Annotated in this window: 12 protein-coding genes; 2 read left to right on the forward strand and 10 right to left on the reverse strand. The window is 49.3% G+C overall.

Annotated features, from left to right (window positions below; genetic code table 11):
* Window positions 1-212: 212 nt before the first annotated feature.
* From EDM52_RS01825 to EDM52_RS01845, 5 genes are all read right to left on the reverse strand, one after another.
* Window positions 213-725, reverse strand: a complete 513-nt coding sequence (locus tag EDM52_RS01825; RefSeq protein ID WP_122907309.1) for an adenine phosphoribosyltransferase — start codon at window positions 723-725, stop codon at window positions 213-215.
* A gap of 12 nt (window positions 726-737) precedes the next feature.
* A complete protein-coding gene (gene recJ / locus EDM52_RS01830) occupies window positions 738-3,092 on the reverse strand; it encodes a single-stranded-DNA-specific exonuclease RecJ (RefSeq protein WP_122907310.1) in 2,355 nt (784 codons plus the stop codon).
* Between the two features lie 123 nt (window positions 3,093-3,215).
* A complete protein-coding gene (gene secF, locus EDM52_RS01835; RefSeq protein WP_122907311.1) occupies window positions 3,216-4,145 on the reverse strand; it encodes a protein translocase subunit SecF in 930 nt (309 codons plus the stop codon).
* On the reverse strand, window positions 4,135-5,373 hold the full coding sequence (gene secD / locus EDM52_RS01840; protein WP_122907312.1) for a protein translocase subunit SecD: 1,239 nt from the start codon (window positions 5,371-5,373) through the stop codon (window positions 4,135-4,137). The genes secF and secD overlap by 11 nt, the downstream gene beginning before the upstream one ends.
* Window positions 5,374-5,546: 173 nt before the next feature.
* Window positions 5,547-5,783: a post-transcriptional regulator gene (locus EDM52_RS01845; RefSeq protein WP_122907313.1), complete on the reverse strand. Its 237-nt coding sequence runs from the start codon at window positions 5,781-5,783 to the stop codon at window positions 5,547-5,549.
* Between the two features lie 87 nt (window positions 5,784-5,870).
* Between EDM52_RS01845 and spoVB the strand changes: the two genes are divergently transcribed.
* Window positions 5,871-7,457, forward strand: a complete 1,587-nt coding sequence (spoVB, locus tag EDM52_RS01850; RefSeq protein WP_122907314.1) for a stage V sporulation protein B — start codon at window positions 5,871-5,873, stop codon at window positions 7,455-7,457.
* Window position 7,458: 1 nt separating this feature from the next.
* On the opposite strand, the gene EDM52_RS01855 is transcribed toward spoVB, so the two are convergent.
* On the reverse strand, window positions 7,459-8,172 hold the full coding sequence (locus EDM52_RS01855) for a DUF421 domain-containing protein (protein WP_122907315.1): 714 nt from the start codon (window positions 8,170-8,172) through the stop codon (window positions 7,459-7,461).
* 67 nt (window positions 8,173-8,239) lie between these two features.
* Window positions 8,240-9,217, reverse strand: a complete 978-nt coding sequence (gene corA, locus EDM52_RS01860) for a magnesium/cobalt transporter CorA (protein WP_122907316.1) — start codon at window positions 9,215-9,217, stop codon at window positions 8,240-8,242.
* 129 nt (window positions 9,218-9,346) lie between these two features.
* Here corA and EDM52_RS01865 point away from each other — a divergent pair, with 129 nt between their 5' ends.
* On the forward strand, window positions 9,347-9,748 hold the full coding sequence (locus EDM52_RS01865; protein ID WP_122907317.1) for a TIGR04086 family membrane protein: 402 nt from the start codon (window positions 9,347-9,349) through the stop codon (window positions 9,746-9,748).
* A gap of 158 nt (window positions 9,749-9,906) precedes the next feature.
* Here EDM52_RS01865 and yajC read toward each other — a convergent pair whose 3' ends face one another.
* The 3 genes from yajC to queA all read right to left on the reverse strand — a co-directional run bounded on the left by yajC (window position 9,907) and on the right by queA (window position 12,516).
* Window positions 9,907-10,221 (reverse strand): preprotein translocase subunit YajC, encoded by a 315-nt coding sequence (yajC, locus tag EDM52_RS01870; RefSeq protein WP_122907318.1) that lies wholly within the window; start codon window positions 10,219-10,221, stop codon window positions 9,907-9,909.
* A 19-nt stretch (window positions 10,222-10,240) separates the two neighbouring features.
* A complete protein-coding gene (tgt, locus tag EDM52_RS01875; RefSeq protein ID WP_122907319.1) occupies window positions 10,241-11,371 on the reverse strand; it encodes a tRNA guanosine(34) transglycosylase Tgt in 1,131 nt (376 codons plus the stop codon).
* Between the two features lie 116 nt (window positions 11,372-11,487).
* A complete protein-coding gene (queA, locus tag EDM52_RS01880) occupies window positions 11,488-12,516 on the reverse strand; it encodes a tRNA preQ1(34) S-adenosylmethionine ribosyltransferase-isomerase QueA (RefSeq protein WP_122907320.1) in 1,029 nt (342 codons plus the stop codon).
* Window positions 12,517-12,528: the final 12 nt, after the last annotated feature.

Genomic DNA, 12,528 nt, shown 5'->3' on the forward strand with positions numbered 1-12,528 from the left:
TTCCCATATCCTCTCATAGAAAAAGCGTATAATGAAGCCTTTCGAAGAAGCTGGTCCTTCCTTCATGGAAACTTTACAAAGCGGAATCAATTCTATTTCATCCTATTATCTTTTAAGTCGTTCGGGTTGTAAAGGTGATTTCCCCGGTAAAAGCAAGAAGTACGCGCGAAAAAAGCAAAAAACGGGCACAAGGCCCGCTTTCTTGGAACGATCTAGTATTGAATCAAGGATTTTACTGGGATGTCACCCATTTTGTTGCGTCCGTCGAGATAGCTCAGTTCAATCAGGAATGCTGCACCTACGACTTTTCCGCCCAATTGCTCGATCAATTGAATGGTGGTCTCGATGGTACCGCCTGTCGCCAAAAGGTCATCAGCGATCAGTACACGTTGACCCGGTGTGATCGCATCCACGTGAACGGCCAGCGCATCTTTTCCGTACTCCAGGTTGTAGTCAGCCTTGATAGACTCATAGGGCAGCTTGCCAGATTTACGGATCGGAACAAAGCCGATCTTCATTTCATAGGAAAGCGGCGCCCCTACCACAAAACCGCGCGCTTCCGGACCCGCAATGACATCAGCCTGCACTTCGCGAGCGAATACCGCCAGCTCCTGAATCGCCGCATGGTAAGCAGGACCATCTTTGAGCAGAGTCGTAATATCCTTGAAGCGAATGCCTGGTTGGGGAAAATCGGGAATAACGCGAATGTATTGTTTAAAATCCATCAATAACTCCTCCTAAGTGACAGGTTCCACCATTTGGTGAAACACTTGAATCAAGCCTTCCGATGATGACAGAAGCAGTTCTGTCGCCAGCTCGGCTTCTTCCTTCCACGATGCATAAATACGAGAGCTCTCCAGCGGTCTTTTGTCGGCTGCAGGACGGAAACGGTATTGCTCCGCTTCCGCAATAATAAATTCCAGCTCAGCGAATACGTCCAGCATGCCATCCAAGAGCGGACGCTTCCAATTCAGCTTTCTCGCGAGTGCATCCAGATGCTCATGGCGGACAACAGGCACTTGCATGAAAAACTGATAGAGCTGCTTGAAGTGCTCACGACCTGGGCAATGCAGGCGCTCCATCCCCAAATCAGGGTCGCCAAACAGGCAGTAAATGCGTTCCGCCTGATTCCAGACTGGAATAATAGCCTGCAAAGCCGAGCGTTGTCTGGGCAAATCGTAGAGTATCAGCGTGCGGCGGCCCCCCTCGCTTCCCGGCTCGCCTACATTCGCAGCAACCAGTCGAACAAAGCTCCGCTGCTCCTCCGTTATCAATCCAGACAATACTTCGTGACTTTCTTGGCGAAACACCAAGGTGAGGGAATCAGGCTCTGACATGAGCTGCTTCCATTTGTCGACCTTGTCCCTGCTGCCCCTCCAATCGAATATCTGACGGTGCGGTACAGTCAGGTCGCGGATCGTCATCTGTGGCTTGCGATTGCCGTTCCACTCATTCACGGATAATTCACCCAGTACGTGGAACGTTGCTTTGGGCGTCACCTGCTGCGTGACATGCGCCCAGTTGAAACCGATCGCATCGATGTTGTTCCCCGATCTCGTCAAGGTGCATTTCAAATGATTCTCGTCCCGTCCGATAGTGCGCATCCCTGCCGTTTCCATATCACGGAGCATGACGAGAGGCGTCGGGTTCCTCATGCCGTAGGGAGCCAGCATGGCCAGCTGCTCAACGGCATCCATGCTTACCTCCTCCGGCTCCAGGGCCACATCCACTTTCGTCAACGGTATAAAATCGTCGGCGCCGAGCCACTGACCTGCCAGCTCATTTAGCTTTTCTCGCAACAGCCCCAGATTCTCTACAGGCAAAGTCATACCTGCCGCCATCGTATGACCACCGTAATGGGGAAGCCATTCTTTACAAGCCGTTAACGCTTCATACATATCAAAGCCCGTGATACTGCGTGCTGAGCCCTTGGCAGTACCCTTTTCCGGATCGATTCCAAGCACGATCGTCGGTCGGTAAAACATCTCGACCAACCGGGAAGCTACGATCCCTACTACCCCGACATTCCAGCCCTCTTTTGCAACGACGAGGACATGGTTTTGATCAGGGGGAAATTGGCTTTTTACCATTTCAACTGCTTCTTCCGTCATCTGCTGAACCAATTCCTGCCGTTCACGGTTGAGATTGTCCAGCGTCACGGCACATTCGTCCGCTTCCTGGGCATCTTCCGTGACCAACAGCTTGACCGCCGCCGCTGCCGTCTCCAAGCGACCACTTGCATTTAGACGTGGACCTAATGCGAAGCCCACATGTCCAGCAGACAGCTCGTTTTCAGAGAGTCCGCAGGCGCGTATCAATGCCTGCAACCCCGGATTCTCCGTATGGTTCAAACGCTGCAATCCTACTTTTGCCAATATCCGGTTTTCGTCGACCAAGGGAACCAGATCGGCGATTGTACCCAGAGCAGCCAAGTCAGCCAGATGGAGCGGTGCTTCTCCAAGTAAAGCATGCCCCAGCTTGAAGGCAACCCCCACTCCTGCGAGCATGTCAAATGGATAGGTACAACCCGGTTTTTTGGGATTAATCACTGCAAATGCCTCCGGAATCACAGCCGGAGGTTCGTGGTGGTCTGTCACGATGACATCGAGACCTAACCGGTTGGCATATTCCACCTGCTCAACTGCGCTAATCCCTGTATCTACCGTGACAATCAGCTTGAATCCGCTATTGTGCAGATGGGCCAATGCCTCTTTATGTAACCCATAGCCTTCTGTAAAACGGTTGGGAATATAGTAGTCAAACACTGCGCCCATTTGGCGAAACAAGTGTACCATCAACGAGGTTGAGCTGACGCCATCCGCATCGTAATCTCCATAAATGCAGATTGGCTCTTGGCGTTTAATCGCCTGCAGGATACGGTGCACACTCTTCTCCATGCCGTTTAGCAGGTATGGATCGTAAAACATCTCCGGTCCTGGCTGCAGAAAGTCACGCGCTTGTTCTGGTGTGTGGATGCCACGAATCACCAATAGCTTGGATACGAGAGGAGTCAACTTGGTTTCTGCTGCAAGGTTCGCAGCCAGATGCTCATCGTAGCTGGCTAGTTGCCAGCGTGTTTTCGCTTTCAGCATGGGCGTTCCTCCAATCCTCATTCATTATAGTGGATCGAGAGGCAGACTGACAATAGCGAGCCATTGTTCGGGAAAAAAAGGCGAAAACCGCGGGGAGTTCCCCGCGGCATTCATAAAATCCTTTTAATTCGGACTAGAAGGCGTACGTTTTTTCTTTAACATATTGCGTTCTTTCAGGTTGACCCACACTTGAGCCGCGATAAAGATGGAAGAATAGGTACCGCTTACCAGACCAAATACCAATGCCAGCGAGAAGTTGCGAATGCTTTCGCTACCCAGGATGGCAATCGCCATAGCGGTGAAAAATACCGTTGCGACTGTGAAGATGGAACGACGCATGGTCTGCCATAGAGAAACGTTTACCAGGTGCTCCAATTCATCAACGGTTTTGGACTTCATCGTTTTTAGATTTTCCCGAATCCGGTCAAAAATAACGATTTTGTCGTTGATAGAGTAACCCAGGATGGTCAGGATCGCAGCGATGAAGGTAATGTCTACCTCCAGGCCAAGCATTGAGAACAAAGCGATCGGAATAATCACGTCATGCGCGAGACCCACTACTGTCGCTACACCAAACAGCCATTGGAAGCGGAACGCGATGTACACGATAATCCCCAGTGATGCGATCAATACTGCAATCGCAGCTTTTTTCACCATTTCTTGCGCAATACTTGGATCAACGGTCGCTACCTGCTTGGTTACCTGATCACCGTATTTATCTTTCAAAGCTTGTTCGATCACCATCATGGTATCGGATGGCACGGTCTGGTCAAAACGTGTGAACGCTTGATGCGTACCATAAGGCGTTACCGCAGAAAATTTGGCTTCCGGCACTTTTTCTTTCAAAATTTGTTCAATGTCAGCAGGGTTAAATTCTTTGCCCACGTAGATATCCAAGCGAGTCCCCGCTTGAAAGTCAACTCCCAGATTAAAACCCTGAATCAGAGAGAACAACAATCCAACGATGATAATAATACCGGAGAACAGGAAGAACTTCCGGCGATTCTTTACGATGTCAAATCGGATGACAGTGTGTTCATTATCAAAGCTCACCGATCTCACTCTCCTTTACTCCGAACCAGAACGGCTTTTTAAACATGTTGGAGCGTATTACCAGCCAGAGCAGGAATCGAGACCCGAACACGTTCGTAATAATACTTACAATGAGTGTCATGGCAAGCACGATGGCAAAGCCCTGAATGGAGCTTGTACCGAAGTAGAACAATACCCCTGTCGCAATCAATGTCGTAATGTGCGCATCAAGGATCGTCACCAAAGAGCGGCGCTCACCTGCACGGAAGGCAGAAAGGATCGTCTTGCCTGAACGAATCTCCTCCTGAATGCGCTCGTAGGTAATAATATTGGCGTCTACCGCCATCCCTATCGCCAGGATAAAACCGGCAATCCCCGGCAACGTGAGAGTCGCGTCCATCCAATCCAGTACGACCAGACAGAAATAAGTAAACCCGGCCAATGTAATATTGGCGATCATTCCTGGCATGCGGTATACGAGAAGCATGAAGATGATGATCAATGCTCCACCGATATATCCGGCATAGACTGTTTTTTCCAAGGCAATTTTACCAAGAGAAGCTCCAACAGAGGTTATCTGTTTTTCAATCAGCTTAGCAGGCATGGCACCGGAGTTGAGCAAGTCAGCTAGCTCTTGTGCCGATTCTTGTGTGTAATCGCCCGTAATCTGAGCACTACCGCCTGTGATGACAGCCTGGATTGTCGGATTGGTCTGCATGTTCTCATCCAGGTAGATTGCCATGCGCTTGTGCAGGTTTGCACGAGTTACTTCTTCCAATTTTTTCGGTTCAGAGAATTTGATTGTTACCAATGGTCGTCTCAGTTCATCATAGCCAACAGCAGCGCCGTTGGGAGCGAGATCGCTACCGCGCAAAATAATGTTTCCCGCCTCATCGCGGAAAGTAAGTACAGCGGGCTTACCAATCAGCTCCCTAAGCTTGTCCTGATCAGCAGACTGTGAAGCGATTTTTACCCGAATGCGGTTGGGTAATTCGGTTTCGATGACTGGTTCTGCAACCCCACCGATGTTAATCCGTTTCTCAATCATGTACGCAGTTGCCTTGAGCAATTCAATGTCAACTTTATGCGTAGCCTCTAGAGGCTCTACCTCGTACAAAATCTCAAACCCGCCCTGCAGGTCAAGACCGAGCGTAATGTTTCCTGCTACATCTTTGGTCGTTGTTGTCATTAACGTACCCAACAATGCCACGACCACCAAGAACAGGACGAATCTTCCCCATTTCACCATTGTAGTAATACCCCTCTTTCCTAAAAGGGTCCCGTCCTAGACGAAAACCAATATGCCCATTATAGCGAACGATGAAAAAAAGTGTCAATTATTGCAGGCTAGGCGAATCATGGTAACCATCTCCTCGTAAAGCGCATCTAGATGATGTACGAAATGGCGATTTAAAAGTTTCACTAAGAATTTTTATACATTTGGATCATCAGGTAATTCATGTACTTGTTCGGCTTCAGGGAAAGAATGTCGTTTACCATCCGATGCATGGCTGGAATCTCCTTGTACCCTTGCGAGACGCACTCCCATACATCCTGCGAAGTTACATTTTCATATCCGAGCAGAGCAAATTCTTCTGCCTTACTTTGGCAAAGACTCTCCACTTGCAAAAACCATTCCTGCTTGATCGCTTCATCCATCATCGTTTCCCCCTCAAAGTAGTCATGCCAGCATCAGCACGTCCATATTCTGTATGGAGTACATTTAACCTTGCAAAGGAGCCTTCCATGAGACAGTCCTTTTTTTACGGAACGGTTATCCTCATCCTGGCTGGCGGCGTGACGAAATTGTTCGGCTTTGCCCACAGAATTGTTCTTTCTCGCATTATCGGCGCAGAAGGAATGGGACTTTATCAAATGGTTGTGCCGCTTCTGTACTTTCTCATTACAGTGACAACGTTTGGCCTGCCAGTGGCGATTGCCAAACAGGTCGCCGAGACGGAAGCCGCCAAGGATCATCGACAGACGCGCCGCTTTTTATTTGTCTCCTTGCTGGTTGCATGCGGTATCAGCGTGGTTGTATGTACAGGGCTTCTCCTCTTCTCCCAACAGCTTGCTGCTCTCCTGTTTGCAGACAAGCGGGCTCATATTGTGATGTTGGCCGCCATCCCAATCATTCCTATCGCTAGTATCTCACTGGTGCTGCGAGGTTACTTCCAGGGCAAGCAAAACATGATCCCTACTGCTGTCTCCCAACTGCTGGAGCAAGTCGTACGCATGGCATTGGTCGCCGTAATGACTATGACCTTTCTTGATTCCGGGATTGAGTATGCAACCGCTGGCGCTGTAGCCAGTATTATTTTCGGAGAAGCGGCCGGGCTTTTGTACATCTTCTGGCAATACCGCAAAGGAAGTCGCAAAACTGCCGCGCAGATGCTGGGCAGAACGTTTTTGACCAGAGTCACGGCAAGTACATCCAGCATGCGGCAGCTGGTTCACGTGGCCTTGCCAGTCACCATGAGTCGGGTGATCGGCTCCATCGCCTACGTATTGGAACCGATGATCGTCCCGTTTGCGTTGGTTATCGCAGGATACGCCATCTCTGATGCTACAGGACTCTACGGACAGTTTGCCGGCATGGCCGTCCCACTTTTGCTGTTTCCAACGTTTTTAACCAATTCCTTGTCTGTCTCGCTGGTTCCTGCTGTTGCGGAAGCGGCCTATCAAAAAAATGCTCCACTCGTGCATCGGCGCATCTATCAAGCCATGCGCATTACACTCGTTATTGGAGCACCTTGCACGGTATTGCTGACCGTGTTCGCAGAGCCTATCTGCGCCCTTCTGTACGGCAGCCAATATCAAGAGGTAGGGATCATCTTAAAGGGTCTAGCACCCTTCTCCGTCTTTCTGTTTTTTCAGGCGCCACTGGCTGCGGCCCTGCAGGGACTGGATTACGCTCAGGTCGTATTTCGCAACACCTTGATTGGCGCGATCGTGAAGATCCTCGCCATGTTCGTCTTCACTTCTCAGCCAGGCTTTGGCATATACGGGACCGTGATCGCGCTAAACATTGGGATCACATTGGTCACATTACTGCATTTTGCCAGCCTCACAAAAAAAATCGGCTTTACGGTAGATATTTTGGAGTTCTCAAAAATTGGAGCTACCATGCTGGTCATGGGCTACTCAGGTTCCTACATCACCCATCACTGGCTGCAGGGCACAACGGTAGCCTCAAGCCTACTCGTCAGCGTGCCGGTTAGCTGCTGCCTCTATTTGCTCCTGTTGATCGCATTACGTGTTTTAGGCAAACAAGATGTTAAACGTATCCCCTGGATCGGAGAACAGCTCGCCGTATTTTTCCCACGCCGCTAAGTTATTTTCGCGGCGTGTCTTTTTTGTCCAGATAGACGATTCCCTGATCATCGATGCTGCAAAAAGAGACATCCCTGATTTCCTTGATCCCGTATTTGCGAATCTCCCGCTTCAACCACAGCTCGTTTTGACCAATTTTTTGCAACCCCTCTGGACGCACCTTGCCATCCAGAATCAAAGGAATCGGCAAGCCCTTGTACGTGACTGACTGAACAGGCTGCGCGGGCTTGATTCCGAGATCCCCCTTGGTCAATGTCTCCTGGTCATGCTTCAAGAAGACACTCATCTGCCCTGTCGGCTCCAGCATTGCAATTTCGACGTCAGCTATGCTTTTCACGTTTTTTTGTCGCAGATGGACCATCAGATCATCCATATTCAAACGGTTGCGGCGCATGGCATCTTCCCGGATTTGTCCGTTCTCGATGATCATGTCCGCAGACCCGTCCACAATATCACGTATTTTTTTGCTTTTCAGCGATAGATACGCAAAGGTGATTTCCAATAAACCAATGAGCAGCATCGGTAAGTAGAACTGTATGAGCGGTGTATTGGACTCTTCAATGGACAACGCAGCCATCTCCGCCAGCATAATCGAGATGACGACGTCAAAGACCGACATTTTACCCAATTCTCTTTTTCCCATGAGACGTAATAGCACCAGGATGAAAAAATAGGAAAAAAGGGTACGTAACAACAACCCGGTTAAATGATCCACTGCATCCGCCCCCCGCTAAGAACTTGTTCCTATTCTTGTGCGGGAAGCGTACAACTATAAGCACCAATTACAACCACTTGCGTTTTCGAAAGATGTGCAGCATGGTAAACGTCATACCCAGCATGATCGCAACACCGATCACAAGCATGTAGGGCTCTGCTTCTACTCCAAGCCAGCTAAAAGTATTCATCCCCAATAGCCCTGTAATAAAAGTCAAAGGCAGGATGATTGTAGAGATCATCGTCAGCACGCGCATCGTTTCCGTCGTCTTGGCGCTGATGATCGTGTAGTACGTGTCCAGTGCACCATTTACCAGATCGCGGAACGTCTCTGTAGAGTCTGAAATCCTCTCCAGGTGATCCGTCAGGTCTGTGTAGAACGGTACGTTTTCCTCGGATATATCAAATGAATAGCGCCCATTCACGTTGGCGAAGATCCTCTTCTGGGGCATGATAACGCGGCGAATCAAAATGATCGTCCGTTTCAATGCCAGGAACTCTTCCGTGATTTCTTCCATCTGATGCTCGTAAATCTCGTCTTCCAGCTCATCGATCCGCACGCTGATCCTGTCGATGATCGGAAAGTACTCATCCGTAATGCCATCCACAATCGCATAAAGTAGATAATCAGGCCCGCGATTCAAATAGGAATTGTTGCGGTGGCTCACAGCTGCAATCCGGCCAATGCTGTTCATCGGAGATTTATGAATGGTGACGATGTAATTCGGGCCGAGGAAAACGTTCAGTTCTACAGTCGTAATCTCGTTATCACTATCTTCATTGTAGCGCAGTGCGTGGAAAACGAAGAAGTAATAGTCATCGTACTTATCAACCTTTGCACGCGGACTAACGTGCAAGCAATCTTCAATTGCCAAAGGATGGAAGTCGAATATTTTTGCGATGAAGGGAAGCTCCTGGTTCCCCACATCATACAGATCAATCCAGAGCAAATCTTCGGGCGACTTCAACCATTCGTCTTTTGTCGATAGGTCAACATCATGAAACATTTTCTGCTCTGAGTGATTGTAAAAATAGGTTTTAATCATTTTTTCTCACTCCCGTCCGATTCCCATCCATCATACGAAAATTCCTTGCAATGTTCAACGCGAAGATGAATAGGTTGACCAAGCCTCTCATATAGATGGTACAAACTTGACCAGTAAGGGGGTAATACTGTGCGGAGTACTTCCACCTCTGTACTGACTGGACTCATGTACACGCTCGGTCTCGTCTTGACAGGAGCGCTGCTAGCCACCTTGCTTCTTAGTTTTACTAGCATGCGTGAAAGTTCCCTGCCCTATTTTACGTATGTCATCAATATCCTCGGCTTGTTGACAGGTGGTTTTGTTACGGGACGCCGACGCGGGGAAAAAGGTTGGTATTACGGTGGTTTGACCGGGCTATGCTACTTCTTGTTCGTGCTTCTGATCGGCTTCCTTGGATTCGATGCACCGATGCATTGGGAGACGCTGCTGTACTTTCTCGGCGCCTTCGTGATTGCGGGAATAGGTGGTATTCTTGGCGTCAATTCGGCTCATTCCAGTCATAAGCCGAAGGGATTCAAGCCCAAGCGTTAATCGTGATTGGCAGACGGTATAGCTATTCGGCTATGCCGTTTTGCGTTTTTCTGGTCGTCTTGGCAGCTATCTCAAAAATGGGCGTCTAGCATCATCCGAACAAATAAAAAAGGGAACGACCCACGTAGCTGGTTCTACCACGGGTGTTCCCTTTTGCATTATTTCGCTTCTTCTTTAACCTCTTCTGTTTTGCTTGGTGCTGGTTCGCTGTTATTGGAGGAAACCACGTTGTTGATCGCTCCACGATCAAACGTGACATTCACATTATGAGCTATACGCAATGTCACGGAGTCGTCGTTCAATTCCTGAATCGTTCCGTGCATGCCACCAATTGTAACGATCTTGTCTCCCTTTTTCAAGGCAGACAGCATAGCATTACGCTGCTTCGCCTTTTTTTGTTGAGGACGAATCAACAAGAAGTAGAAGATCGCAAACATGATGATAATCGGTAAAAAATTCGCCAAACTGTCCATAAATATGTAGCCCCCTCAATTAAAAAGATCTATCTCCACCCAATCCATATTGAGCGAAAAACTGGTCGCGGAAATCCTGCAAACGATCCTCGGCAATAGCCTGACGTACCTGCTCCATCAACTTCACCAGGAAATACAGGTTGTGGTAGGTGGTGAGACGAATACCAAAGGTTTCCTCCGACTTGACCAGGTGTCGGATGTAAGCGCGTGAATAATTCTTGCAGGTATAGCAATCGCAATTCGGGTCCAGCGGCGTGAAGTCACGCGCGAACTTTGCATTGCGAATCACCAATCTGCCCTGGCTTGTCATGCATGTCCCATTGCGTGCGATCCGTGTAGGAAGAACGCAGTCGAACATATCGATTCCGCGAATAGCACCTTCGATCAATGCATCCGGGGAACCCACACCCATCAAATAACGCGGCTTGCCTGTCGGCAACAGCGGTACTGTGTTCTCCAATACTTCGTACATCAAGGGGAAAGGCTCTCCAACGCTTAAGCCCCCGATCGCATATCCCGGAAAATCAAGGGATACGAGGTCACGTGCACTGATCGCGCGCAGGTCATTGAACATGCCACCCTGCACGATGCCAAACAAAGCTTGATCCTCTGGGCGTGTGTGCGCTTTCAGGCAGCGCTCTGCCCAGCGTGTGGTTCTCTCCATCGACTGCTTGACGTAATCATACTCTGCCGGATAAGGGGCGCACTCGTCGAAAGCCATGAAAATATCCGCCCCCAGAGCATTTTGAATCTGGGTCGCTTCTTCTGGTCCAATGAACAGCTTTTCTCCATTCAAGTGAGAACGGAAAGACACGCCTTCTTCGGTAATCTTGCGTAAGTTGCTGAGGGAAAACACCTGAAAGCCGCCGGAATCAGTCAAAATAGCCCGATCCCAGTTCATAAAACCATGTAGTCCGCCCGCTTCACGCACGATTTCGTGACCTGGCCGCAGAAATAGATGATACGTGTTGCTGAGAATAATTCCAGCACCCATCTCTTTCAGTTCTTCCGGACTCATCGTTTTTACCGTTGCCTGTGTACCGACTGGCATAAAGACAGGGGTATCGATCGTTCCGTGCGGGGTATGCAGCTTGCCAAGTCGTGCACCGGTTTGTTTGCAAGTTTTGATCAATTCGTAGCGTACAGCCAAATGATTGCACTCCTCGAGCTATGTATGTAAGTCTTTCCTATTATAAGAAAATCTCGCATTGAAGTAAACCCACTAGCCTGTTCAATGTATAAGCATTTAATAATATACACAATTTGTCACAGAATCAGCATGGCATCTCCAAAGCTGAAGAAACGGTATTCCTCTTTCACAGCCGTATTATAGGCATGCAGGATGTGTTCTTTTCCGGCTAGTGCGCTCACCAGCATGACCAGCGTTGACTTGGGCAGATGAAAGTTGGTGAGCATCCCGTCGATGATCGAAAACGTATAACCCGGGTAGATGAAGATGTCTGTCCAGCCACTCGTTGCAGCAAGCCTTCCGCCGTGGTCCCTTCCCACTGTTTCCAGCGTACGGCAGGAGGTAGTCCCGACAGCGATCACCCTTCTTCCCTCAGTCTTGGCAGCATTCACAAGATCAGCTGTCTCCTGTGAAATCTCGTAGTATTCTGCATGCATAACATGCTCCTCTACCGTATCGGCAGCCACTGGACGAAAGGTGCCCAAGCCTACATGCAAGGTGATCGTAGCGAGATGCACACCTTTGGCGGCGATCTGCTCTAAATACTCTTTTGTAAAATGAAGACCGGCTGTAGGGGCTGCCGCTGAACCGCGTTCCCTCGCATAAACCGTCTGATAGCGCTCCTGATCCTCCAACTGAGCATGGATGTATGGCGGGAGCGGCATGGAGCCCAGTTGCTCCAGTATCTCATAAAATATGCCTTCGTAGGAGAAACGGACAATCCTCCCCCCTGTCTCAGTTATTTCTTCACAGACACAACGAAGCAGTCCGTTGCCAAATGTCACGATGGTTCCTGGCTTCATCCGTTTACCTGGCTTTACGAGGGTTTCCCATCGGTCGTCACCCAGTGATTTGAGCAAAAGCACCTCGATCTTCGCCCCGGTTTCCGCTTTTTCACCGATCAGCCGCGCAGGCAGTACACGACTGTCGTTGAGAACCAGCACATCTCCGGGAACCAGATGGTCAATCAAATTCGTAAAGCGTTGATGCTGAATCTCTCCTGTCTCCTTGTTCAGCACCAGCAGCCTGGAGGAAGTCCGATCCTCCAAAGGATGCTGGGCGATCAGATGTTCGGGTAGCTCGAAATCAAATTGTTGCACGTCCACAAGTCGTTGCTC

Origin of the sequence: Brevibacillus invocatus, assembly GCF_003710915.1 — a bacterium.
GTDB lineage: Bacteria > Bacillota > Bacilli > Brevibacillales > Brevibacillaceae > Brevibacillus > Brevibacillus invocatus.

Coding starts and splice junctions, on each gene's coding strand:
- EDM52_RS01825 (WP_122907309.1), bottom strand. CDS start 725: ATGGATTTTAAACAATACATTCGCGTTATTCCCGATTTTCCCCAACCA.
- recJ (WP_122907310.1), bottom strand. CDS start 3,092: ATGCTGAAAGCGAAAACACGCTGGCAACTAGCCAGCTACGATGAGCAT.
- secD (WP_122907312.1), bottom strand. CDS start 5,373: ATGGTGAAATGGGGAAGATTCGTCCTGTTCTTGGTGGTCGTGGCATTG.
- EDM52_RS01845 (WP_122907313.1), bottom strand. CDS start 5,783: ATGGATGAAGCGATCAAGCAGGAATGGTTTTTGCAAGTGGAGAGTCTT.
- spoVB (WP_122907314.1), top strand. CDS start 5,871: ATGAGACAGTCCTTTTTTTACGGAACGGTTATCCTCATCCTGGCTGGC.
- corA (WP_122907316.1), bottom strand. CDS start 9,217: ATGATTAAAACCTATTTTTACAATCACTCAGAGCAGAAAATGTTTCAT.
- yajC (WP_122907318.1), bottom strand. CDS start 10,221: ATGGACAGTTTGGCGAATTTTTTACCGATTATCATCATGTTTGCGATC.